The sequence below is a fragment of the Mariniflexile sp. genome, from assembly GCF_041583155.1.
Classification (GTDB): Bacteria; Bacteroidota; Bacteroidia; order Flavobacteriales; family Flavobacteriaceae; genus Mariniflexile.
In genome coordinates, this window is the sequence record NZ_JBFHGK010000011.1 from 1 (window position 1) to 24,757 (window position 24,757).

Annotated in this window: 26 protein-coding genes and 1 tRNA gene; 16 read left to right on the plus strand and 11 right to left on the minus strand. The window is 32.1% G+C overall.

Features of this window, described 5'->3' with window-relative positions:
- Window positions 1-34 precede the first annotated feature (34 nt).
- A complete protein-coding gene (locus ABYI63_RS05725; protein WP_372754370.1) occupies window positions 35-1,012 on the plus strand; it encodes a D-cysteine desulfhydrase family protein in 978 nt (325 codons plus the stop codon).
- A gap of 145 nt (window positions 1,013-1,157) precedes the next feature.
- Here ABYI63_RS05725 and ABYI63_RS05730 read toward each other — a convergent pair.
- Window positions 1,158-1,231 (minus strand) — tRNA-Met (locus ABYI63_RS05730).
- A gap of 131 nt (window positions 1,232-1,362) precedes the next feature.
- Here ABYI63_RS05730 and ABYI63_RS05735 point away from each other — a divergent pair.
- Both ABYI63_RS05735 and ABYI63_RS05740 read left to right on the plus strand, forming a co-directional pair.
- Entirely contained in the window at window positions 1,363-1,752 is a 390-nt protein-coding gene (locus ABYI63_RS05735; protein ID WP_372754372.1) for an START-like domain-containing protein, read from the plus strand.
- Between the two features lie 65 nt (window positions 1,753-1,817).
- Window positions 1,818-2,660 (plus strand): aminotransferase class IV, encoded by an 843-nt coding sequence (locus ABYI63_RS05740; RefSeq protein ID WP_372754374.1) that lies wholly within the window; start codon window positions 1,818-1,820, stop codon window positions 2,658-2,660.
- Here ABYI63_RS05740 and ABYI63_RS05745 read toward each other — a convergent pair.
- From ABYI63_RS05745 to ABYI63_RS05765, 5 genes are all read right to left on the minus strand, one after another.
- Window positions 2,657-3,217, minus strand: coding sequence for a YqgE/AlgH family protein (locus ABYI63_RS05745; RefSeq protein ID WP_372754376.1), 561 nt, complete (start codon window positions 3,215-3,217; stop codon window positions 2,657-2,659). The genes ABYI63_RS05740 and ABYI63_RS05745 overlap by 4 nt on opposite strands.
- Window positions 3,218-3,338: 121 nt before the next feature.
- The gene (locus tag ABYI63_RS05750; RefSeq protein ID WP_372754378.1) at window positions 3,339-3,611 is read right to left on the minus strand and encodes an HU family DNA-binding protein; all 273 of its coding nucleotides are present in this window, start codon (window positions 3,609-3,611) and stop codon (window positions 3,339-3,341) included.
- Between the two features lie 187 nt (window positions 3,612-3,798).
- The gene (gene fmt / locus ABYI63_RS05755; protein ID WP_372754380.1) at window positions 3,799-4,746 is read right to left on the minus strand and encodes a methionyl-tRNA formyltransferase; all 948 of its coding nucleotides are present in this window, start codon (window positions 4,744-4,746) and stop codon (window positions 3,799-3,801) included.
- Between the two features lie 56 nt (window positions 4,747-4,802).
- A complete protein-coding gene (locus tag ABYI63_RS05760) occupies window positions 4,803-6,707 on the minus strand; it encodes an ATP-dependent DNA helicase RecQ (protein WP_372754382.1) in 1,905 nt (634 codons plus the stop codon).
- Window positions 6,708-7,247 (minus strand): AAA family ATPase, encoded by a 540-nt coding sequence (locus ABYI63_RS05765; protein ID WP_372754384.1) that lies wholly within the window; start codon window positions 7,245-7,247, stop codon window positions 6,708-6,710. It abuts the gene before it with no gap.
- Window positions 7,248-7,635: 388 nt separating this feature from the next.
- Between ABYI63_RS05765 and ABYI63_RS05770 the strand changes: the two genes are divergently transcribed.
- The 4 genes from ABYI63_RS05770 to ABYI63_RS05785 all read left to right on the plus strand — a co-directional run bounded on the left by ABYI63_RS05770 (window position 7,636) and on the right by ABYI63_RS05785 (window position 10,796).
- Window positions 7,636-7,929, plus strand: coding sequence for a DUF493 domain-containing protein (locus ABYI63_RS05770; protein ID WP_372754386.1), 294 nt, complete (start codon window positions 7,636-7,638; stop codon window positions 7,927-7,929).
- A gap of 64 nt (window positions 7,930-7,993) precedes the next feature.
- Entirely contained in the window at window positions 7,994-8,653 is a 660-nt protein-coding gene (locus ABYI63_RS05775; protein WP_372754388.1) for a DUF4290 domain-containing protein, read from the plus strand.
- A gap of 6 nt (window positions 8,654-8,659) precedes the next feature.
- Window positions 8,660-9,970, plus strand: a complete 1,311-nt coding sequence (gene murA / locus ABYI63_RS05780) for a UDP-N-acetylglucosamine 1-carboxyvinyltransferase (RefSeq protein WP_372754390.1) — start codon at window positions 8,660-8,662, stop codon at window positions 9,968-9,970.
- A 163-nt stretch (window positions 9,971-10,133) separates the two neighbouring features.
- A complete protein-coding gene (locus ABYI63_RS05785; RefSeq protein ID WP_372754392.1) occupies window positions 10,134-10,796 on the plus strand; it encodes an HAD family hydrolase in 663 nt (220 codons plus the stop codon).
- Here ABYI63_RS05785 and ABYI63_RS05790 read toward each other — a convergent pair.
- Both ABYI63_RS05790 and ABYI63_RS05795 read right to left on the minus strand, forming a co-directional pair.
- The gene (locus tag ABYI63_RS05790) at window positions 10,793-11,530 is read right to left on the minus strand and encodes a LytR/AlgR family response regulator transcription factor (protein ID WP_372754394.1); all 738 of its coding nucleotides are present in this window, start codon (window positions 11,528-11,530) and stop codon (window positions 10,793-10,795) included. The genes ABYI63_RS05785 and ABYI63_RS05790 overlap by 4 nt on opposite strands.
- A 1-nt stretch (window position 11,531) precedes the next feature.
- Complete coding sequence (locus tag ABYI63_RS05795; RefSeq protein ID WP_372754396.1) at window positions 11,532-13,607, minus strand: tetratricopeptide repeat protein; 2,076 nt, start codon at window positions 13,605-13,607, stop codon at window positions 11,532-11,534.
- Window positions 13,608-14,105: 498 nt separating this feature from the next.
- Between ABYI63_RS05795 and ABYI63_RS05800 the strand changes: the two genes are divergently transcribed.
- Together ABYI63_RS05800 and ABYI63_RS05805 are read left to right on the plus strand one after the other, a co-directional pair.
- The gene (locus ABYI63_RS05800) at window positions 14,106-14,693 is read left to right on the plus strand and encodes a hypothetical protein (protein ID WP_372754398.1); all 588 of its coding nucleotides are present in this window, start codon (window positions 14,106-14,108) and stop codon (window positions 14,691-14,693) included.
- Between the two features lie 205 nt (window positions 14,694-14,898).
- The gene (locus ABYI63_RS05805; RefSeq protein ID WP_372754400.1) at window positions 14,899-15,444 is read left to right on the plus strand and encodes a hypothetical protein; all 546 of its coding nucleotides are present in this window, start codon (window positions 14,899-14,901) and stop codon (window positions 15,442-15,444) included.
- 90 nt (window positions 15,445-15,534) lie between these two features.
- On the opposite strand, the gene ABYI63_RS05810 is transcribed toward ABYI63_RS05805, so the two are convergent.
- From ABYI63_RS05810 to ABYI63_RS05820, 3 genes are all read right to left on the minus strand, one after another.
- Window positions 15,535-15,693: a hypothetical protein gene (locus ABYI63_RS05810; protein ID WP_372754402.1), complete on the minus strand. Its 159-nt coding sequence runs from the start codon at window positions 15,691-15,693 to the stop codon at window positions 15,535-15,537.
- Between the two features lie 8 nt (window positions 15,694-15,701).
- Window positions 15,702-18,890 carry a cytochrome c biogenesis protein CcsA gene (ccsA, locus tag ABYI63_RS05815; RefSeq protein WP_372754404.1) on the minus strand — a complete coding sequence of 1,063 codons (3,189 nt, stop codon included), beginning with the start codon at window positions 18,888-18,890 and terminating at the stop codon, window positions 15,702-15,704.
- A gap of 219 nt (window positions 18,891-19,109) precedes the next feature.
- The gene (locus ABYI63_RS05820) at window positions 19,110-19,493 is read right to left on the minus strand and encodes a group III truncated hemoglobin (protein ID WP_372754406.1); all 384 of its coding nucleotides are present in this window, start codon (window positions 19,491-19,493) and stop codon (window positions 19,110-19,112) included.
- A 161-nt stretch (window positions 19,494-19,654) separates the two neighbouring features.
- On the opposite strand from ABYI63_RS05820, the gene ABYI63_RS05825 reads away from it, so the two are divergent.
- From ABYI63_RS05825 to ABYI63_RS05855, 7 genes are all read left to right on the plus strand, one after another.
- A complete protein-coding gene (locus tag ABYI63_RS05825) occupies window positions 19,655-20,422 on the plus strand; it encodes a Rossmann-like and DUF2520 domain-containing protein (RefSeq protein WP_372754408.1) in 768 nt (255 codons plus the stop codon).
- Window positions 20,403-20,912 carry a KdsC family phosphatase gene (locus ABYI63_RS05830; protein WP_372754410.1) on the plus strand — a complete coding sequence of 170 codons (510 nt, stop codon included), beginning with the start codon at window positions 20,403-20,405 and terminating at the stop codon, window positions 20,910-20,912. Before ABYI63_RS05825 ends, ABYI63_RS05830 begins: the two co-directional genes overlap by 20 nt.
- A gap of 76 nt (window positions 20,913-20,988) precedes the next feature.
- Complete coding sequence (locus tag ABYI63_RS05835) at window positions 20,989-21,900, plus strand: geranylgeranylglycerol-phosphate geranylgeranyltransferase (protein ID WP_372754412.1); 912 nt, start codon at window positions 20,989-20,991, stop codon at window positions 21,898-21,900.
- Entirely contained in the window at window positions 21,900-22,505 is a 606-nt protein-coding gene (locus ABYI63_RS05840; RefSeq protein ID WP_372754414.1) for a Maf-like protein, read from the plus strand. The genes ABYI63_RS05835 and ABYI63_RS05840 overlap by 1 nt, the downstream gene beginning before the upstream one ends.
- A 49-nt stretch (window positions 22,506-22,554) precedes the next feature.
- Window positions 22,555-23,082: a mechanosensitive ion channel domain-containing protein gene (locus tag ABYI63_RS05845; protein ID WP_372754416.1), complete on the plus strand. Its 528-nt coding sequence runs from the start codon at window positions 22,555-22,557 to the stop codon at window positions 23,080-23,082.
- A gap of 20 nt (window positions 23,083-23,102) precedes the next feature.
- Entirely contained in the window at window positions 23,103-24,170 is a 1,068-nt protein-coding gene (gene corA / locus ABYI63_RS05850) for a magnesium/cobalt transporter CorA (protein WP_372754418.1), read from the plus strand.
- A 114-nt stretch (window positions 24,171-24,284) separates the two neighbouring features.
- On the plus strand, window positions 24,285-24,752 hold the full coding sequence (locus ABYI63_RS05855) for a hypothetical protein (protein ID WP_372754420.1): 468 nt from the start codon (window positions 24,285-24,287) through the stop codon (window positions 24,750-24,752).
- Window positions 24,753-24,757 lie beyond the last annotated feature (5 nt).

The following is a 24,757-nucleotide window of genomic DNA, read 5'->3' on the forward strand; positions in this document are numbered from 1 at the left end:
ATTATATTAGTCATATAAAGAAAAATAATTAAAAATGCTGAACAGAAAATTCACTTTAGGTTTTTTTCCAACACCACTAGAGGCAATGGAAAACTTGTCAAAAAAATACCCTGACTATAATTTATTTATTAAACGTGATGATAATTCAGGGTTAGCATCAGGAGGGAATAAGGTAAGGAAACTTCAGTATTTTATATATGATGCACTGGATAAAGGGTACGACACGATCCTTACCGCTGGAGCACAACAATCAAACCATTGCAGGCAAACGGCAGCTGCTTGTGCTAAGGTAGGGTTACAATGCAATTTATTGTTAGGCGGAGAAAAACCAATCAATTATAATGGAAATCTTTTGCTTTCACATTTATTGGGTGCAAACATAGACTTTACTGGAGATAATAGAAAAGGAGAATACTTAGAGTCAATTAAAGCTGAATTAGAGTCACAGAATAAAAAGGTTTATGTTGTTCCGTATGGTGGTTCAAATTTAATTGGTGCTTATGGGTTTGTGGATGCCGTTAAGGAATTTAAAGAGCAATTATTCACCATGAAGTTGAAAATGGATTATATATTCTTTGCATCTAGTTCTGGTGGAACGCAAGCAGGACTCAAACTTGGAGTTGATTTATTTGGACTTGATATAAAACTAATGCCCATAAGCATTGATAAATTGGGTTATGGAGATATAACATTGGATGAAGCGGTACTTGAGCTATTGTTTGAGGGTCAAAAAGCTTTAGGTATTCAAAAATCATATTCAATTAATGATGCAACGCTAATTAGAGGTTATGATTCCCAAGGATATGGTATTGTAACTTCAAACGAGAAACATGCAATCAAAGAATTGGCCCATAGTGAAGGTGTTTTACTGGATCCTGTTTATACAGGAAGGGCATTTTATGGCATGTTAGACCATCTTAAAAGAAATAAAATTAAAAAAAAATCCAATGTTCTTTTTTGGCATACGGGAGGTTTGCCAGCTAATTTTTGTTATTCTAAAGAGTTAATGTAAGAAAATAATAAGAGTTTAATAGAATTTGGTACTATTTGAGATTGTTTGTGATACTAGTGTAAAAAAGAGCCATTTGTTGTACCTATGTTGTACCTAAATAAAAAACCCAAGAATTAAATCCTTGGGTTTTCCTTTGTTTACCTTGTAGCGAGAGGGGGGCACGATCCCCCGACCTCCGGGTTATGAATCCGACGCTCTAACCAACTGAGCTACCTCGCCTAATTTGAGGCTGCAAATATAAAAACATTATCGGTGTTTGCAAATATAACTTGCATAAATTATTATTAAAAATAATTACGCTACTTATCAATTTATGTATATATTGGGAACTTAAAATTTTTATAGTATTTATGGAAGAGAAAATCAAGTTTGAAATAGAATTCACTATACAGGCATCGCCTCAATTAATATATCAATACATTTCAACGCCTTCTGGTTTGTCGGAGTGGTTTTCTGATAATGTGAATTCTAGAGGTGAATTATTTACTTTTATTTGGGATGATAGTGAAGAAAAAGCGAAATTAGTAAGTAAGAAAACTGGTGAACGCATTAAATTTAGATGGCTAAATGATGACGATGATCAAACTTCCTATTTCGAGATTAAAATTCAAGTAGATGAAATTACTAAAGACGTTTCTCTTTTGATAACCGATTTTGCCGAAGAAGATGAAGTGGAAGAATCTAAAATGTTGTGGGAAAACCAAATTTCCAGTTTAAAGCAAGTATTGGGCTCAGCTTAATCTTAAACCAAGATATTTAAATTATATTTGTCCCGTTTTCTAAATTAAAGTGAACGGGATTTTTTATGACTAATTTCAACGGAACTATTACAGAACAAACTCAATTGGTATCAATTCAAAATAGAGGCTATGCTTATGGCGACGCGCTTTTTGAAACCATAAAAGCATCACACGGTAAATTATTGTTTTGGGAAGATCATTATTTCAGATTAATGGCTTCTATGCGAATTTTGCGAATGGAAATTCCAATGAATTTTACAATGGATTTTCTAGAAGAAGAAATTCAAAAAACACTAACTGCTAATAATTTAAATGATGTTTCTGCTAGAGTTAAGTTGGTTATTCATAGAAATGAAGGCGGATTGTATGCACCAACAACCAATGATGTAGGTTATTTAATTTCAGTAAAACAAATTGAGGATGATTTTTACGTGTTCCAAGATAGTTTTTATGAAGTTGATTTGTATAAAGATAACTACGTCTCACCAAGTTTATTGTCAACGTTAAAAACAAACAATAAGATTCTCAATGTAGTTGCAAGTATTTATGCTAGAGAAAATAACTTAAATAATTGTTTGCTTTTAAATACAAATAAACAAGTTGTTGAAGCGTTAAATGGAAATATTTTTGTTATAAAAGGAAACACTATTAAAACGCCACCAATTAGCGATGGTTGTTTGAAAGGGGTTATGCGTAAACAGATTATCGATGCTATTAAAACAATTTCAGAATACGAACTAGTAGAAGATTCTGTTTCTCCTTTTGAACTTCAAAAAGCGGATGAAATTTTTATTACAAACGTTATCGTTGGAATTCAACCAATAACAAAATATCGGAAAAAAGTGTTTAATACCGAAGTTTCAAAAGTAATACTTCAAAAATTGAATATAAAAATAAGGCTTAGTTAATTGTAATTAGGGTTTTCTGGTGCGTTACTCCAAATGCTATAATTATCCCCAAACTCCAGCATTTTTTCTTTCCAAAAGGTTTCATAGTTCTTTTCGATGATTGCATTTTTATAAATGTTTTCAGTAACAACCCATGAATTTAATTTTAATTCATTCTCTAATTGGTTTGCGTCCCATCCTGAATAACCTAAAAAGAACTTAATATCACTTTCACTAATGGTTCCTTGGGCAATGAGTTCAGCAACATTATTGAAATCTCCACCCCAATAAATACCTAAAGAAATTTCAATGCTATTTGGTATTAAGTCCGGAATCTTGTGAATAAAATACAAATTGTCTTGTTCAACAGGGCCTCCGTTGTAAACCTTAAAGTTAGCTTCTACTTCTGGTACTAAATCGTTAATAGTGTAATTTAAAGGTTTGTTAAGAATAAAACCGATAGATCCTTCGGAAGAATGGTCTGCTAACAAAATAATGGAGCGGTTGAAAGAAATATCGCCAATTATTGTTGGTTCCGCGATTAACAAATTGCCTTTTTTTGGTGTAATAGTTACCATATCATATAGGAATTAGTAACTAAATCTAATATTTATTTATTAAAAATGCAACTGTTTTGACAAAATATAAAAAAAGCCTTCAATTTTTTGAAGGCTTATATCTTTTAAATGAGGTGGTTACTTAGTTTATAGCGTTTGATAAATCAGCACCTGCTTTAAACTTTACTACCTTTTTAGCTTTAATTTTTATTGTATCTCCTGTTTGAGGGTTTCTACCTTCTCTTGCTGCTCTTTTAGAAACTGACCAAGATCCAAATCCTACTAAAGAAACGCGGTTACCTTTTTGTAAAGCACCTTCAATTTCAATAAGTGCACATTCTAATGCTTTTTTAGCAGCAGCTTTAGTAATTCCAGCATGCTCTGCCATAGCATCAATTAAATCTGTTTTGTTCATAATGTAATATTTAATTATTAGTAAATTGGTTAAACAACTTGTTAAATCCTATTACAAATTTATGCGGATAATGTAATCTTGCAAGAAATAACCCTTTAAATATGCGGTATTGTTGATAACTTAATACGTTTGTTGACAAATGTCATGTTTTTTGTCGATAATAGGCATTTTGAACATTATCAAGGCTTTACATCATTTTCGCATTACTTTCAAAATTATAACCATTTAGCAGTGATTTTACATCCATAGTACGCTTCCCTGGAAGTTTAAGTTCCTTTATTATAATGTAGCCATTTTTTACGGCTACTTTTAGTTCTTTTTTTGTTGCAACAACCGTTCCTACATCCTTCGAATGTGGAATGAGTTCCTTGTCTGCTTTGTAAATTTTAATATCCAAAGTGTCTTCGCCGTTTTTTAAAACCGCCCAAGCAGCTGGATAGGGACTTAAACCACGAATCAGGTTATAAACAGTATCCAAAGATTCATTCCAATTTATTTTACAGTTATCTCTATTAAGTTTGTATGCTGTTTTAATGTCCGAAGATTCGTTTTGTGGTATTGTTTTTACAGAGTCGTTTTGTATTAATTCAACTGTTTTTAAAACCAATTGGCTACCAATACCCATTAGGGTATCGTGTAAACTTCCTGCATTTTCTTCAGGATTTATAGCAATGCTTTCTTGTAGAATCATGTCGCCCGTATCAATTTTTTCGTCTATGAAAAAGGTAGAAACACCTGTTTTAGTTTCACCATTAATTATAGCCCAATTAATGGGAGCAGCTCCACGATAATTTGGTAACAGTGAAGCGTGTAAATTAAAGGTGCCATATTTTGGCATTTGCCATACCACTTTTGGTAACATTCTAAATGCTACTACAATTTGGAGGTTGGCGTTAAGTGCTTTCAATTCATTTAAAAAATCTTCGTTTTTTAAATTTGTAGGTTGTAACACATTTAAGTTTTGCGAAACAGCATATTGTTTAACAGCACTCTCGTTGAGTTTTTGTCCGCGTCCTGCAGGTTTGTCCGGGGCGGTTATTACACCAACAATATTATAATTAGCTTCAACTAGTTTTTTTAATGTGGCTACTGCAAAATCGGGCGTACCCATAAAAATGATTTTTAAATCTCTCATCTCTTTTGGTGTTTATGTATTTTATAAATAGAAGGACAAATTTTAAAGCTGTTCTTTTATAAATGACTTAGTTTATATGTGTTTGCTGGTGTTATGGAAATAATTTGATGCTCTAAAAGCAATTTTAAAACAGTTTTTAAATCTGTTTCCGAACAATTTAAAGCAATTGTCATATTTCTGGATGATTGTTCACCATTTTCTAACAATTCTATTATTTGCTTTCTTAAAACGTTTAGATCTTGGGGTTTTATTGTTTTTTTTGTTCCTGTACAAACAGAGCAAATACCGCATGGTTTGGCATCTTTTTCACCAAAATAGGAGAGAAGTTGCACACTTTTGCATACCGATTCGTTTTCAATATACTCCAACATGGCTTTTACTTGTTGCTGTTTTAGTTCGTTTTGTTGTTCAATAATAGATGCAATTCGGTTTATGGTTTTATCATCTTCTCGAGGTTCTATAAAAGTAACCTGAGCATCGGTTTTTGCTAAGTGTAAGGTAATAACCTCGTCACTTTCCAGTTTTTGGAGTACTTGTGTAATATTACCTTCTGTAGTTGATGCTTTTTCGGCAATTTTAGATAAATCAATTTTAGTATCATGATCAAAAATTCCACCATACATACGTAGAATCGATTTCACAATTAAATTGAAATTAGCATGATTTTCTAAATAACTAAAAAGGTTAGCAGTAGATATTATAAATTGTGCGGATACCTTGTTTTTAAACTGCTTTGAAAGCGTAATTATACTATTTCTATCCAGTAGAAGTAAAGCATTATAAGCTAAAACCGTATTGAAATTATAGGTTTTACAGAAAGAATTAAAATCGAAATCGAAAGTTTCATATTCTCCTTCACCATAAGAAATTTGAAAATAGTTACACAATTTTCTGTACACTTGTTTTACAAAATCGACGGTAGGTAAAACGCTTAAAAACTGAGCTTTAACCGCATCTTTGTCGGTGTTATTTTTCAATATAACAGCAAAAGCTTTTTCTCCATTACGACCAACTCTACCAGCTTCTTGAAAATAACTTTCAATGCTTTCAGGTAAATTTAAGTGAATAACCGTTTTAACATCCGGTTTGTCTATACCCATACCAAAGGCATTGGTGGCCACCATAACTTGCTTATTGTTTTGCAGCCATAAGGTCATGTTGTTTTCTTTTTCTGTATTTGTTAAACCGCCATGATAATGGGTTGCCGTTATTTTTTTTGAATTTAAATAGGTTGAAACGTCCAAGGTAAGTTTTCTGTTCCGAACATAAATAATTGAGGATTCTTTATATTTTTTTAAAATGGTTTCTATACGGTAGTATTTATCATTTTCATGGTATACCATGTAGCCTAAGTTTGGTCTAAAAAACGATTGTTTAAAAATTTTAGGCTTAATAAAATCCAGTTCTTTTATTATATCGTTTACCACTTCTGGTTTTGCTGAAGCGGTAAGTGCTACAACATTAGTGGTGGGCTGCAATTGGCGTAAAAGTGCAATGTTTTTATAAGCAGGTCTAAAATCGCTACCCCATTGCGAAATACAATGGGCTTCATCAACAGCAATTAAGTTCACATTCATATGCCTAATGCGTTCTTGTACTAATTCTTGTTGTAAACGTTCTGGTGAGAGGTATAAAAACTTGTAATTGCCATAAATACAGTTGTCTAAAAGTGTATCTAGTTGACTGTAAGTAATTCCGCTTGTAAGTGCCATAGCTTTAATACCTTTGTCATTTAACTGCTGTACTTGGTCTTTCATTAAAGCAATTAAGGGCGAAATTACGATACAAATGCCATCTTTTACCAATGCAGGAATTTGAAAACATATTGATTTGCCACCGCCAGTGGGTAATAATACAAAAGTATCTTCACCAGCTATTACAGCATTGATGATGGCTTCCTGTTCTGGACGAAATTCGGTGTGGTTCCAGTAGCGTTCTAATATGTTTATTGGTTGTTCCATTTATTGCTTTAAAGCATTTAAAATGAAATTGGTTCGGTACTCAATGGTTCCAAAAGGCACATCTATTAAGTTATAATTGTAATGCTGATAGGTGCTTAATAAATGATCGTGAATTTCCTCGGCTTGTTTAAAACTCTCATAGCGTTCATTATCACTTACATAAATTTCTTTCCATGGTTTTAAAATAAAAACAGTATCGTAAACAGCTTTTTTGCAAGCATCTATAAAATATTGTGGATAGGTGTCTCCAATATAATTCATGTACGCTAGTACATCTGGAACTCCTCTGTCGAAAAAAATGAAGTCTGATTTTAAATAGTTTGATTGTTCAAATTGCCGAATCCTACCTTTTAAAAGTAATTCGCTAAATAGCAAAGGCTCGGTTAAAAACAATTGACTTGTTCCTTTTTTTTGAGCATCTAAGGTAACTTGACGTGAAATTTCTTCAAGGCAAGTATGTCCGTTTTTAATTAAATGGTTTATTAATGTGGATTTTCCGGTGCCCGGACCTCCAGTAATAACTATCTTTTTTGAGTTCAAAAGTGAAAATTTAGCCGTAAAATTAATGATTGATTATTGATAATTAACAATGAATAATTAAAAATTAGTTATTATGCGGTTGATTAATGTTGCAAAATGGTTGAGTTTAAAGTTGCAGATAAGAAATTTTAAATGAAATCACTTTTGGTTAGCAATTGGAAACAGTTTTTTGAAGGTTGCAGATACGCTAGTAGGTTAGTTTGTTTTCATTTTTATTTATTTAATTAAAAGAACTGAATGTTTCGTGTTAGGGATAGCAGCGGAAAGCCCGCAGCGAGGCACGAGCGAGGACTTGTAGCGCATAGCCCGACCCTTGTGGTAACACCCAAATTTTTATTGTGATGGAAAAATAGAAATTAACTGTATATTTGCAGCATATTAGAATACTATGAGTACAGCTCCAAATTCGGAAGAATTTTATAAAAAATTAAGAACACAATTATATGAGACGGCTAGTTGGCCGTCGGAATATTTATATAAGTTTATAATTATAACAGATGCTGGTAATATTGGGAAAATAGAAGTTATTTTTGACAATATGGGAGCCGTTATTAATACTACCGAGTCCAAAAACGGAAAATATACCAGTGTTTCCATTAATTTGATAATGAAAACGCCGGAATCTGTTATAGAAAAATACAAAGAAGTTGCAGAAAAGGTAGAAGGCGTTATAAGTCTTTAGTTTTTTTTTGTAATTTGCACTAGCATACAACTACATGCCAAATCATTAACTCTACACAATTATTTTGACAATAGACGAATTAGAATACAACACAGAGCGTGAACATTTAATTATACCTGAATATGGACGCCATATGCAGAAAATGATTAATTACGCTAAAACCCGCGAAACAAAAGAAGAACGTAATAAGGTGGCCAAAGCTATTATTTCTGTTATGGGAAATATGCAACCACATTTAAGAGACGTTCCGGATTTTCAGCATAAACTTTGGGATCAGCTTTTTATCATGTCTAATTTTGAGTTGGATGTAGATTCATCGTACGAAAAGCCAACAAAGGAATTATTGGAAGAACGTCCAGAGCCATTAAGTTACCCACAAAATTTTCCAAAATATCGTTTTTACGGAAACAATATTAAAACGATGATAGATGTGGCAAATACTTGGGAAGAAGGAGAACTAAAAGAAGCCCTTATTTTCACAATTGCTAACCACATGAAAAAGTGTTTTTTAAATTGGAATAAAGATACGGTGGAAGATGAAGTGATTTATGGTCATTTATTCGAATTATCGGGAGGAAAAATTAATTTAAAAAATACGGACGAAGATTTATCGGATGCTACTAGTTTACTGCGAACTAAAACAAAATACTCTAATAGTAGTTCAGGTAAAAAAGGCGGACATCATAAAAAAAACACATCAGGTCATAAAAGAAAACGCTTCTAAGATATTATGAGTACATTTAAAATTGAAGGCGGACACCAATTAAAGGGTAGTATAAAGCCACAGGGTGCCAAAAATGAAGCGCTACAAATTTTATGCGCAGTTTTGTTAACACCAGAATTAGTTACAATTCATAACATCCCAGACATTGTTGATGTTAATAAACTAATTAGCTTACTTAAAAAGTTAGGGGTAAAAGTAGAAAAATTAGCACATGGTTCTTACACATTTAAGGCTGATGATGTTAATTTAAAATATTTAGAATCTGATGAATTTAAGGTTGATGGCCGTGGGTTGCGTGGGTCAATCATGATAGTTGGACCTATGTTGGCACGCTTTGGAAAAGGGTACATACCTAAACCAGGAGGTGATAAAATAGGTAGACGCAGGTTAGATACTCATTTTGAAGGCTTAATTAATTTAGGCGCTAAATTTAGATATAGTAAAGAGGAACAGTTTTACGGTGTTGAAGCAGATAAATTAAAAGGGGCTTATATGCTTTTAGAAGAAGCCTCGGTTACTGGAACAGCCAATATTGTTATGGCTGCTGTTTTAGCAGAAGGACGTACCACCATTTATAACGCTGCTTGCGAGCCATACTTACAGCAATTATGTAAAATGTTGAATAGAATGGGAGCCAAGATAAGTGGTGTAGGATCTAATATGCTTATTATTGATGGTGTTGATAGTTTAGGTGGAACCGAACATACCATGCTGCCAGACATGATTGAAATTGGTAGTTGGATTGGATTGGCTGCTATGACTAAAAGTGAACTTACCATTACCAATGTGTCGTGGGACGATTTAGGAATTATCCCAGCCACGTTTAGAAAATTAGGTATTACGGTTGAAAGACGCGGAGATGATATACATATTCCTGCACATACCGATGGTTATGAAATTCAAAGTTTTATTGATGGTTCTATTTTAACCATTGCCGATGCGCCTTGGCCAGGGTTTACCCCCGATTTATTGAGTATTATTTTGGTAGTAGCAACCCAAGCAAGAGGTAGTGTTTTAATACACCAAAAAATGTTTGAAAGCCGTTTATTCTTCGTGGACAAATTGATAGATATGGGTGCTAAAATTATTTTATGCGATCCACACCGAGCAACTGTTATTGGTCACGATTATAAATCGACTTTAAAAGCAACAACCATGACATCACCTGATATTCGTGCAGGGGTTTCATTATTAATTGCGGCTTTATCAGCAAAAGGGACATCAACCATTCAAAATATAGAGCAAATTGATAGAGGTTACGAGCGTATAGATGAGCGTTTACGTGCCATTGGTGCTAAAATTGAAAGAGTAGAATAGAAATTTTACTAAATATAATAAAAGCCTTTTAGAAGTTTTCTAGAAGGCTTTTTTGATTTTTATATTTTGATAGTTAGCATTTTTAAAACGGTTTTTTTATGATTCCATAAAACAAGATTTTAGGCTGTTTTGTTATAATCTTTTATCTTCGCAAAAAAAAGAAATGCTTAAAGCGGTTATTTTTGATATGGATGGGGTTATTATTGATAGTGAACCCATGCATCATAAAGCGTATCATGATATGTTCGACGAGGTTAACATTACTGTTTCCAATGAACTCTATGAATCATTTACAGGACAATCAACACTTAATATTTGCAAACGGTTGTGCGATGTTTTTGAGCTAAGTGAAACACCAGAATATTTAGTGTCTTTAAAACGAAAGCATTATAAACGATTTTTTGAAACTAATTCCGATTTAGCACTTATTGATGGTGTAGAAGATTTAATAAAAGATTACCATAGTAATGGATTGAAGTTGGTTTTAGGCTCATCGGCTGCAATGAGCAGTATTAATCAAATTTTTGATCGTTTTGATTTAAACCAATACTTTATTGCTAAATTAAGCGGTGCAGATTTAAAAGAGTCCAAACCACATCCGGAAATTTTTATTAATGCTGTTAAGGCATCGGGTTATACAGCAAATGAATGTATTGTAATAGAAGATTCAACAAATGGAATTGAAGCTGCAAAAGGTGCCGGTGTATTTTGTGTGGGCTTTGATAGTTTTCACTCTAAAAATCAGGATTATACAAAAGCCGATTTGGTTATAAAGGATTTTAATGAAATTACTTATGAAAAAGTTAAAGGTGCATTATTAAGTTAACATATAGCTTTTAAAAACGCCTCTTTTTTTCGTGAAGAAACTTCAATGACAGTGTTGTCACTAAGTGTTACATAACCACCTTTGCCTTTCGTGTATTTTTTAACGAAGTCTAAATTAATTAAATGCGAGTTATGTATTCTAAAAAAATTGCAATTGGATAATAGGGATTCGAAAGATTTTAAGGTTTTTGAAACCAGAATTTTTTTTCGGTCGGTAGTGAAAATGGTCGTATAATTAATGTCTGCTTCACATCTTATAATATTTGAAACTTCCAAAAACTCGAGACCATCGGCTGTTGGAATGGTTATTTTTTTACTGCCATCTTGCTTTGAAATATTATTTAACAGCGTGTTTACTTTTTTTGAGAAGTCTTTTATAGCTAATTTCTCTTGTGATTTCGCAATAGCCAACATAAAATCTTCTTCTTCAATTGGTTTCAATAAATAATCAATTGCACTAAATTTGAAAGCCTGAACAGCAAACTCTTCATGTGCTGTGGTAAATATTACTTCAAAAGTAATGGACTTCATCATTTTCAAAAAATCAAAACCAGTTTTATCATGAATTTGTACATCTAAAAACACTAAATCAGGCTGGTGCCATTCAATAGCTTCTACAGCCTCATCTACCGAAGTATAGGCATTTATAATTTCTAAATTATTAACAGATTTTGCTAATAGCTTTATGGCATTTATGCAATGCTGTTCATCATCTATAATTATGGCTTTTATCATATTAATAAGCTAATTGAAATGGCAGTTTTATCTCCACACAAAACCCCTGTTCTTTTGGGATGTTGGAAACAGAACCATTGGTTCGTTTGGTTTTGTTTATTATATCTATTCTCGTTTTGGTAATGTTTTGTCCTAGAGACTTTTGGTTTTTATTTATAACCGATGCATGATTTCCTAAGCCATCATCTTCTACAATACAGACTAACATAGTATCTTCTTTTTTTAAAGAAATATGAATATGCCCAACACTCTCTTTTTTTGAAATGCCATGCCAAATACTATTTTCTATAAAAGGCTGTAAAATAAGAGGGGGAATTAAGGTGTTATCGGTGTCAATGGCTGGATCTATGCTAATAGTATATGTGAATTTGTGGTTTAAACGTAGGGCCTCAATTTGAATGTAGGCTTCAATTAAATTCAGGTCTTCCGTTAATGTTATTTCTTTTTGATTAGAATTCTCAAGGATTTGACGCATTATTTTAGCAAACTTAGTTAGGTATTTACTAGCGGATACGGCATCGTTTTTAGAAATGAAATCGTTAATCGAGTTTAGGGCATTAAAAATGAAATGTGGATTCATTTGAGCCCGGAGTGCTTTTAATTCGGTTTCCGAAACCTTAGCATTAAGTTCTGCCTTTTGGCGTTGTTCTTCGGCATCTCGTTTTCTAATGTAAAGCAATATACCTAAAAAGGATAAAACGAATAAGGTGCTTCCGCCAAAAATAGCTCCTTTCTTTATTAATTTTTGTCTGTTAATCTCGGCTTTAGCTAGTGCTTGCTTACTTTCATGCTCTGTTTTGGTGATAGCGGCTTTTTTGTCATAATCATATTTAACTTCCAATCTAACAATCTCGTCTTTTAAGTTTTGAGAATTTAAACTGTCTTTCAAGATTACTGCTAATTCATTTATTTCAAAGGCACTTTTATAATCTCCTTTTTTAGCATGTAATTTTGATAGCATAAAATATGTTTCTTTCTCTATTTCTAAATTTCCTGTTTCCTTTGCTATTATGCTAGCTTGAATTAAATCTTTTTCAGCTTTTTTCAAATTACTTTTGGTACTAGGCAAGTTTAAATAAGCTTCACCTAAGTAATATTTTACTAGAGATAAGTTGTTTTTATTACCTAATTCTTCATAAATAGGTAATGTTTTCTGTAAGTATAAAATTGTTTTTTCGTAATCTGGTATCGATGTGTAGGCAATGCCTATGTTGGTTAAGGCATTAGCCATTCCTAGTTTGTTGCCAATCTTTTCATACATTTCAAAGGCTTCCTTTTGTAATTCAATGGCCTTTTCGGGTTGATTTAAATTATCATGCGTGTTGGCCATATTTGATAAGATATTTGCAATACCTATTTGATAGTCTTTCTCTTTGTTTATTATTAAGGCCTTATTGAAAAACTCTAATGCCTGATGAAGTTTATGTTCCATCCGGTTATAAATAAGGCCGATATTTGTTAAAACGTTAGCATAATCTAATGTCTTGTTTAATTTCTCTTTTTCATAAATGTTTAAAGCTTTTATATAAGATTCTAAGGCTTTAGGGTAGTTACTAGAATACATTTGGCAAATTCCAATTCCGTTTAACATAGCAGCCTTATTTTTTGTGTTTCCAACAGAATCAAATAGGATATATGCTTTGTTATAAAACTTGATGGCTTTGTTGTAATCGGACCAATTTTGATACACTCTGGCAATCCCATATAAAGCAGTAGCATTGCCTTCTATCTTGTTATTTGAAGTATAAATGGCCATGGATTTGTAATATAATTTTAAAGCTAAAGAATCCTTTCCTACAGCAATATAATTATATGCTTTGTTTAAATAGGCTTGCGCTAAGTGGTCTTTTTGTCCAAGTTTATGGGCCAGGGCAATGGCTTGGTTTGATATAATTAAACCTTGATGGGCGTCAGACGATTCATAGTAATTAGACAAATTATTAAGTAATTTTAACCTAATAGAATCTTCTTCTTTATGCTTTTGAAGTAGGTGAGTTAAGGAATCAATTTTATTTTGCTGCGAATAAACACTACATGTTAGTATTATGGAGTATAGAGTTGTTAGAAATTTCCTCATGATCATAAATTTTAAATTTGCTATTAATTCATTCAATGACAGGAGGTAAAGCTAAAATTAGTATTTTTTTCAATATAAATATTTTTAAGCTGCAAAAAATAATTGAAAAAAAGCAAATAATAGATAAGTATTGTTAATCGCAGGTTGTGAATGTATTTTTATTGTGTATGTAGGTTTATTATTAAATACAGCAGCATCATTTGTTGTACGGTTGCATTTGTTACAACGAGATTCAATGTTGTGGTGTTAACAGTTTATACCAACATTAGCGCAAGTTTAAAATAAAACATGTATTAAAAATATGTCTTTTTTAAATTGTTACATTATGGATTTTGTCGGAATGTTTTCGTTATAGTATTATAAAAAATACTCCATTATTGAAAATTTTATTAACCATTTATTAGGAATTAGATGATGTATTAACTCATTATTGAAAACTAATGAAATTTTATAAATGACAAAAAAATTGATTAATTTAATTCTTTATTCTCTTAAATTATGCCTGCAGAAGTACATTCTAAAATACAAATAGGGTCCAAAAGCTTAACAATTTATAAGTTTACAGGAAAGGTTGCTGAAGCGCAAAAGCATCTAGAAACTAAAGTAAGTGGAGGCGGTGGTGGTGGCGGTACTTATAGAGGTACAGGAGCTAGTGCGCCAGTTTCAGTTACTTCAACAACCATAACGCATGATAACATTTTTTTAATAGATAAAGAAGGTAATGAGCGCGCATTACAATTGCAAGATTTTAACATTGCATGTAGGCCAACTAATATTATTACTGCTTTGTGGGGGATTCCTGAAGGTAAAGAAACGGGTAGTTATTACGCCATTATCAATCATACAACACAAACTACTTTTTTTAATAATCCGGCTCTAAATAGGATAGCCTCTAGTTGCGTAAACCCTATTGGAAATAAATATTTAGGGTGTTTATCAATAATTGTTTTAATAATTATTTGTTTTAAATATCCGGGACTTTTTATTTTGGTGTTAGGTTATGTGGTTTATTTTTTTGTTTCAGTGAAGAAAGGCAAGGCAAAAATTAAATCCAATTCTAAAATAACCAGTGTTGAATCATGGTAGTTTATTAAAAATGTGAAAAAAAATGCTTTGTGTTTTTAATTGTTATTAATTCTATCCTTCAATTAAGCCTAAAATTAATATGTTTTTAAATCACATAAAATAATTGAAGTTGAGCAAAAAATAAGTGTCAATTGATTATTGTGGATTGTGAAGCTAATTTTGAAGGTAAATATTGTGAATTTGTTAATTTTAAAATTAATGTTATATGAAAGCTTTAAAACGAGTATTCATCTTCATTGCATTAATAGGCATTGTTTCTTGTTCAAGTGAAGGCAATGAACCTGATGAAAATCAAGTAAGTGATTATTTTATCACCTTTGAAGTTAACGGAGAGGCAGTTACTTGCAAAGATGTGTTATCCTTTGATAATTATGGGTTATTAGCAAACGGAATTTATGGAGCGGGAGTGGTTGGTGCTAACGGGCAAAGTAATGGAACGAACTCTGGTGAGGCCATTTTATTGTATATGTATGATACTGTAGAAATTACTTCAGGAAAAACCTATACAGAGGCATTTATTCCAGGTAAATATTTATCGGGAGCTACCATAACTTATAGTATTTCGGAAGTTGGTTATACTTCAGCGGCACCAAATATCAGTAACGTTTCTAATGCCAGAATTACATTAACTGAAATAACTTCGGAATATGCTGCGGGAGTATTTAGTGGTATTTTAGTTACTAATAATGATTATAATACGATAGCCAAAACAATAGAAAATGGAAAGTTTAAACTAAAAATTAATAAATAAATTTAAAAAGTTAGTCCTTTTAGTTAAGTGTTTTAAAAAGTATTATTATGGTTAGTAATAATACTTTTTTTATTGAATATAGCAAAAAAATTACTGCTCGTCTTTGGCTTCATTTGCCTTGGTGATAATAGCTTTTAGGCGCTCTTTTCTAAGTTTGGCTTCTTCCTTTTTCTTATTAATTTTTTGATTCATTAATTTGGAATGTTTCGCCTTATTTTTAGTGTTTTTATCTCTACCAGTTTTCGCCATAATACTTATCACTTTTTATGATGTTTCTTAAAACCACGGTATGCAAAAAATCCTAGTAAAGCGATGATACCAAGGGCGATGGCGATTGCGTTGAAACTAGCAATTTGTTGACCCGATTGGTAAGAATGTAAGCCAGATAAGTAAAAATTAACTCCAAAATATGTGAATATAATACTTGATAAGGCGATGATAGACATCAAATTATAAAACCATCGGCTGCGTAGTCCTGGAATTAATCGCATATGGATTACAAAAGCATAAACCATAATACTTATAAGCGCCCAAGTTTCTTTTGGGTCCCAACCCCAGTAGCGCCCCCAACTTTCATTAGCCCACATACCTCCTAAAAAGTTACCTATGGTAAGCATTACTAAACCAACGGTTAACGACATTTCATTAATAATGGTAAGCTCTTTAATGTTTAAATCCATTTTAACCTTGTTCTTTTCGGTAGTGAAAATCATTAAAAATAAGGAAACAACGCCCAAAATCATACCTAAGGTAAACGGACCATAACTTGCTACAATAACGGCCACGTGAATCATTAACCAATAACTATTTAAAACCGGTTGCAGGTTAGCAATTGCAGGGTCCATCCAATTCCAATGTGCAATCATGAGTAACATAGCAGTTACAAAGGCTGTTGATGCAATAGTTAAATCACTTTTTCTGCCGAAGGCTAAACCAAAAAACATGGTAGCCCAAGCAACATAAATCATAGATTCGTAGGCATCACTCCATGGCGCATGACCAGAAATGTACCAACGGACTAGTAAACCTAAGGTGTGCAAAATAAACAACCCAAGAATAATAAATTTGAATACGGTTATTGAAATATTTAACGGTTTATTCTTTTCTTTAAATATTTGTACTATTAACAATACAAATAATAAACTACCTGCATATAAATACCAACTGAATAGCTTTTTAAAAATATCGTATTTGTTGTAAAGGACTTCGGTTTTAATTTTATCATCACTTAACATCACTTCCGATCCAAATTGATTTTGGGTCTTTTTGAAGGCTTCCAATAGTTTTGTGGCTTCAGAATAATCGCCCGTCTGTTTGGCGGTATTTAAAGTGTATAAATACATTTTAAAACCATTTCTTATGAAGTTTCCATAAAGAGAGTCTTGTACCTGATAAGTACCTTGATTATATTCATTAGCCGAAATCCATTTATTGTTTTCATCGTTTGGAATCGGGAATATTTTTAGTGAAGCCCCTTCAATGGTATTGTACAATAAATTAACACGTTGGTCGGCTTCTTTAATTTCCTTTTGATACCCATTAGGCGCCAATGCCTTGTAAGCCTCATCTAAAAAAGGCGTTAACTTATATTCACCTCTTTCTGTAAAAAAATCGGCAAGTGTAACATATTTTTCTTTAGAATCTGCCCCAATAAGGTGTCGGATCGTATCCGCTTTTTTATAAGCTAAATAAATAATAGGCACATTATACCAAAGCATTGGGCTTTCTTGCATAGATAAAAATACCTGATTAGCATCAAAACCTTCATACTCATCTTGTTTGCTTAATTTACGAAGCATTTCAGAAGCATAGGTGTTAACAGGCATCATACGTCCGCTTAAATCTTGAATTACCATATGTCCGAAAGCATTGGCATGATCTTTAGGCGTAATGTTCGCTTTTAAAATAGAATCTATTTGAGCTTTTGTTGGCTTGGTATTATGGTCGTGACCATCATTATCCGAATGCGATTGAGCAAAAGAATTCAAACCAAAACATACTATTAAAACGCCTAATAACTTAGCTTTTTTTGCTTTTACTTTTTCTAACATCACTTTTAATTCTCCAAATCGGGAACCTTTAACAAAAAGAATAGCCATTAAGCCAAAATAAAGTAAAAAGTATCCTATATAAGTGATTAATGAGCCCCAATAATCGTGGTTAACCGACAGGATAGTGCCTTTTTCATCAGGATCAAAACTCGATTGGAAGAAGCGGTACCCACCATGATCTAATATATTATTCATAAAAATTTTATAATCGTAGCTACCTTCTTTTTCATCAATTACAGTTACTTGACTAGAATATGCAGAATACCCTTTTTCTGTTCCTGGATAACGCTCAGCTTCAAAATCGTTTAATTTTATTGAAAACGGTAGTTCTAGAATTTTGGAACCATATTTAAATGCAAAATCTAAACCGCCTACAGAAACTTGTTTGAATGCATTATTCATGCCTTTACCACCAAGTAGACCAACGCGTTTTGTTTCGCCATTAGAAGATACTTTTAGTACAACACCATCTTCATCATTTCTTAATATTTCCGATTTTTGAACTATATCAAAAACGCCCTTTACAACAGGTTTTGGAAAAACCATTTGCATATCGCCAATTACATATCGGGCACGTAGTACTAAAGGTTGCAAACTGTCTTTTACCAATGTCCCCTGTGCCATGGTAGCCATAACCATGTATTCACCTTCAAAAGGAGATTTTATGGTTAATTCATCGTTTTTATAGGTAATATTTATAGCGCCATCGGTGGGTTTATTAAAGGCAAATAATACATTATGAATGCTTTGTATTTCACCAACCTTTAAAAAATGATTGTGAGCCCCGCCACCGCCAGCTTCAACTATTTTTAAATATTCTTCACCAGTTTCATCGGGCACAATATCTTCTTCAGCACCTTTAATGAATTTTTCTAATTCTATAGTTACTGGTTGTTGATTGTATTTAGTTTCTATTTTAAAATTGTTTTCTAAACGTTCGGAAAAATCCACTTCACGCTCAATAGGTAATCGTTGTGGTACGCCATCAATTTCATAATCACCATCTATATATGTGGTGATATAGGTTTTTTGTGAAAGAAAGGTGTCTTCAGTGGCTCCTTCACGAATGGCCATCATGCCTTCAAAACTTACATATCGGGTAATAAAGGCGCCTAAAAGGATAAAAATAAAGGATAAATGCAAAATTAAAGACGACCATTTTTCTTTTTTATGCAGTTGGAACCTTATAATATTTCCCATAAAGTTAATAACAAAAAACACCATAATAGCCTCAAACCACCATGCATTATAAATTAAATTACGTGTGTAAGCGGTAGGCGATGTATCTTGTCCTGCATCTAGAAATGTACCGGTTGCCATAGCGGCTGCGAATACAATAAATAGAATACCAGTAAGACGTGTTGAAAAAAGAATTTTAGCGAGTTTATTTTGCATAATATGAACCCATTTTTAGGTCGGGCAAATTTAGGTATTTAAGTTTATTTTGAAGTGTTAAAGTTTGTGAAAAAGCTTCTGAGTTTCAAAGTGTCTAAGTCTTAAAGTACCAAAGCTTCAAAGTATAAAAGTACCAAAGTGTCAAAGTTGCACGGTAGTAAAGGTTTCTTAATTTGTAAACTGAGACTAAGACTGTGAAAGAGACCAAAAACTATTTACTTATTTCCGTGCTTCAAAAATCTTCAAATATAAAAAAGTACCCATTTTACGGGCGCGTTCTTTAGCGTTTTGGGCGTAATCACCTTCAAAAAGTTCATTAATAGTTTCAAACCAAAGGTTAAGCCATAAGCCAAAATGTAATTCGGAAATGCTATTATTATTTTCATTATCTACTTTAATATGCACTTCAAGTGGATTGCCTAAGTATTTGGTTTTTAAAAACAAACTAGCTTCCCAGAATGTTGTTAAATTTTCTAAATGTGCATCCCAATCTTGTATAACCTTATTAAAAAAAGGTCCAAGAACAGCATCTTTTTTTACTTTCACATAAAATGAAGATACTAGTAAATAAACATCCTCTCTGGTTTTTATATCACGTTTCATAAAAACAAAATTACTCTTTTTTATGTTGTGAATACTGAAAGCCTGTTAGTTTGAAATTTAAATGATGACACAAATTTTAGTCGGTTGTAGCAACCAAGAACTATTACTAACTTTTAACTTTATACTTTTAACATTCAACTTAACTTATGTACTTTTGCTATATGATTTCAGTAGTAATTTTAGGTGCTGGCAATGTAGCCACCCATTTATATAAGGCGATTAGCAAAACAGATAAGGTTTCTGTAGTGCAATGGTATAATAGAAATTTAGACGCTTTAAAAACGTATAAAAATGATGTTTTAATAACAGATGATTTGGCACAACTTAAGGAAGCCGATGTTTATCTATTAGCAGTTAGTGATGATGCTGTAAAAGGGTTATCCTCTCAACTTCCTTTTGAAAACCGATTGGTTGTACATACCTCGGGAAGTGTAGGGGTGTATGATATAGACCAGAAGCATCAACGTGGTGTTTTGTACCCATTACAAACTTTTAGTAAAGCTGCAGATTTAAATTTTGCCAATGTTCCTATTTGTATTGAAGCCCTTGAAAGTAAAGATTATCATGTTTTAAAAAATTTGGCTAAATCTATAGGGAGTCCTACTAAAAAAGTAAATACCGACCAACGTAAGGTGTTACATTTAGCGGCTGTTTTTGTTAATAATTTCACTAATCAGCTATACAGAATAGCTCATGAAATTACAGAAAGTGAAGGTGCAGAGTTTGATTTATTAAAACCACTTATCTTGGAAACTGCAAATAAAGTTCAGGAAATTTCGCCCTATATGGCACAAACGGGCCCTGCGAAACGTAATGATAAAAAAACCTTAAAAAGGCATTTAAAATTATTGAAAGATCAGCATCATACTGATATTTACAACCTATTAACAACCTCTATACAACGAACACATGGAAGAAAAAAGCTATAAAGAACTGATGAATGATATAACCACATTTATTTTTGATGTGGATGGTGTATTAACAGATTGCAACGTTTTAGTAACTACTACAGGCGAGTTGCTTAGAGGCATGAATGTAAAAGATGGATTTGCTTTAAAATTTGCAGTAAATGCTGGTTATAATGTGGCTATAATTTCTGCAGGTACCAATGAAGGTGTAAAGTTGCGTTTAGAAAGTTTAGGAATAAAAAATGTATACCTAGGGGCTTATGATAAAATAGTTCGGTTAGAGGAATATTTAAATACAAACAATATCAAACCAGAACATGTGCTTTATATGGGGGATGATGTTCCCGATTTTCCTGTAATGAAAGTTGTAGGCTTACCAACTTGTCCGCAGGATGCTATTCAAGAAATTAAAGGCATTTCAAAATACATTTCACATAAAAAAGGAGGTGAAGGCGCTGCTAGAGATGTAATTGAACAGGTGCTGAAAGTTCAAGGAAAATGGGCACTTTAATCTAAATCAAAGTGCCTAATGTACTTTTTTAGTTAAGTAATTACCAAATTTTAGTAACTCTAAAACTTTAAACTTATTGAACTTTTTAAACCTCATTCGTTGGAAAAATTTAGTTATGATTGCCTTGGTGCAATTACTTATTAAATATGCGTTGTTAGAACCGTTTGGAGTTCAAACTAGTTTAGATATCTTCGGAATTACACTTTTAATTTCAGCGACACTATGTATTGCAGCAGCAGGAAATATCATTAATGATGTTTATGACGTTGAAACGGATTTTGTAAACAAACCAGATCGTATCATTATAGGAACATTTGTATCGGAGAAAACGGCTTATAATTTATTTATTATTTTCAATGTTATTGGTGTTGGTATTGGGTACTATGTGTCGTATTTAGTAGGTAAAAATGCCTTTTTTTCCTTGTTTGTAATCATTTCAGTGTTGTTATATGTGTATGCTAGTTACTTAAAGCAAACACTTGTAATAGGTAATGTGGTTATTTCTATTTTAGTGGCACTATCCCTAATTATTGTTGGTATTTTTGAGTTACTTCCAAGTATTACAAGCTTGAATCGGTTAACGCAATTAACCTTATTTAAAATAATTTTTGATTATGCATTGTTTGCATTTTCTATAAATTTACTTCGGGAAATAGCAAAAGACATTGAAGATATTAATGGCGATTATAAAGCAGGTATGAATACCTTGCCCATCGCAATTGGTAAAAGTCGTGCAACAAACGTATTATTTGTTTTAAGTATTCTTTGTTTACTTTTTATTGTGTATTACGTAATAGATTCTCTATACAAAAACCAAATTGCCGTTCTTTATTTTTTAATTTTTGTTATTGGGCCACTACTTTACACGTGTATAAAAATTTTTAGTGCGAAATCTAAAAAAGATTTTCATCATATTAGCAATGTGCTTAAATTAGTGATGCTTTTCGGAATGTTTTCTTTACTTTTATACAAGTACGTTTTATTATAATGTTACACGAAAAATTAAAAAATTATAATCTCATTTTAGCTTCAGGTTCCCCTAGAAGACAAGCGTTTTTTGAAACGTTAGGATTAAATTTTGAAATTCGTTTAAAGCCCATTGTTGAAGAATATCCACCACGATTAACTCATTTCGAAATCAGTGATTATTTGGCGCAGTTAAAAGCTTTACCATTTAAAAACGAATTAAAAGACAACGATATTCTTATTACTAGTGACACAATTGTATGGCATAATAAACAGGCTTTAGGCAAGCCTAGAAATGACATAGAAGCTTTTCAGATGATAAAATCCATGAGTAACACAACACATGAAGTTATTACATCGGTTTGTTTTACCACTAAAACTTTTGAAAAAACCTTAAATGCGGTAACCAAAGTAACTTTTAAGGCCTTGTCAGATGAAGAAATTCATTATTATATCAAAACATGTAAACCCTTTGATAAAGCTGGTGCTTATGGTATACAGGAATGGATTGGTATAATAGGGGTAACCAAAATTGAAGGGTCTTATTTTAACGTTATGGGGTTGCCAACACATATAGTTTATAAAACATTATCGGACATCGTTAATGTTAACCAAAATGAACTATAGTTTTTAAACAGTATCCTTATCTTTACTACTTAAATTAAATTTATTTTTTATGTTTTTAAACTTAAAAAGCGAACTTATTTCCACAAGTGTAGTCATATTAGCACTGTTAATAATACGACATATTACCAATTTCACAATCACTAAAATTGCTAGAAAAAACGATATAAATGAAGCTAGAATTAGGTTAATTCGAAGATATGTAACTATTACATTGTTCTTAATAGGAGCATTGTTGGAAGCGTATATTTTTGGAACACGACTTCAAGATTTAGCCGTTATCTTTTCATCTGTTTTTGCGGTAATTGGTATTGGTTTGTTTGCTATCTGGTCCATTTTAAGTAACGTGACTTCAGGTATTATCATGTTTTTTTCATTTCCGTATAAAGTAGGGGATAAGATAGAAATACACGATAAGGATTTTCCGCTTCAGGCTATTATTGAAGATATTGGAGCCTTTCAATTGCATTTGCGTTTGGATAATGGAAACCTTGTAACCTACCCAAATAATCTCATGTTGCAAAAGGCGGTAACGCTAATTCAAAAAGATGCGATTGATGATGGGACAGATTTTATTTAAATTTTTCCATATATTTAAGGATGGCGAAAAATAGGGTTAAAAAGCATCATAAGAAACTAGGAAAACCACCTGGAAGTGTCATTTATACAGGTAACAAATCTTCTAAGAAATTATTCATAGAGGTTTTTGACTATAACCTTGAAAAATGCATTGAAAAAGAGCTAGCAACCATAGAGGAAGCTTTCCATTTTAAAAGTTTAGATTCTGTAACTTGGATAAATGTTAATGGTTTAAACCATGTTGGAGACATTGAAAAACTAGGTAATCATTACAATTTACATCCACTTGTTTTAGAGGATTTGGTAAGTATTTCTCAACGGCCAAAGATTGATGAATACGATGATTATTTATTTGTGGTAGTTAAAATGCTATACATTGAAAAGGATAATAGTATAGTTTCTGAACAAATTAGTTTTGTGTTAGGAAAAGGGTATGTTTTGTCCTTTCAAGAAGCTGAAGGTGATGTTTTTGATGCTGTTAGAGAGCGTATTAGGCAAGGTAAAGGTAGAGCGAGAGGTATGCAAGCCGATTATTTATTGTATATTTTACTGGATGCTATTGTAGATCATTACTTCACCATTATTGAAACTTTGGGTGAAAAAATTGAGGATTACGAGGATGCTATTTTCTCGGGGCAGGTAAGCAATACAATTAATAGAGATATTCAAGAACTAAAACGAGAAATTTTAAAAGTACGACGGGCTATTTTTCCCCTTCGTGAAGTTATTAGTCGCATTGAAAAACACGAGGGTCCGCTTATTCTAAAGAAAACGCAAACCTTTTACCGTGATATTTACGACCATTTAATTCAAGTTTCTGAAAATATCGATATTTACCGTGAAATGATTTGGAGTTTGATGGAAATGTACATGACCAGTATTAGCAATAAAATGAATGAAGTCATGAAAGTATTAACCATCATGGCCTCTATTTTCATTCCCTTAACTTTCATTGCAGGTATTTATGGAATGAATTTCGATTACATTCCAGAACTCCATTATAAGTATTCTTATTTCGTTTTATGGGGTGTAATGATAGTGCTGTTTTTAGGAATGCTCTTTTATTTTAAGCGTAAGAAGTGGCTTTAGAAGTAAAAAATGTCAATTTGACATTTTTTTTATAACGGTTATCTTGAAATACAAATGGTATATTTTTTGAAATTATTAAGCAAATGAATTTGTTTAATTTAAAATGTATCTATTATGAAAGCACTTAAATTTATTCCAATTTTTTTTCTGGTTTTTTATAGCTGCAATGCACAGAATAAACAAAAGTCCGATACAACTTCCGATACATTGAAGCCCAATGAGAATGTTCAGGTAAACAAGGAGTATGATGAATATGGCAATTTAAAGCGATACGATTCCATATATTCATACAGTTATTCTTCCAACGGAAAAATATCTGATAGTTTAAAAATGAAGTTTCAAAAGCATTTTAATAAACATTCCTTTTTTAATGATTCCTTTTTTGATGATTTTTTTACACCGGATTCTATTACAGGAGGTTTGAATTCTAACGACTTTTTCTACAAAGGATTTATTAATCAGGACGAGCAAATTAGAAACATGATGAAACGTATGGACTCCATACAACAACTGTTTTTAAATCAAAATTTTAAAAGCATTATCCCAGCTGAACCAGAGAAAAAAGAACTTAAAAGAATTTAGAAGCA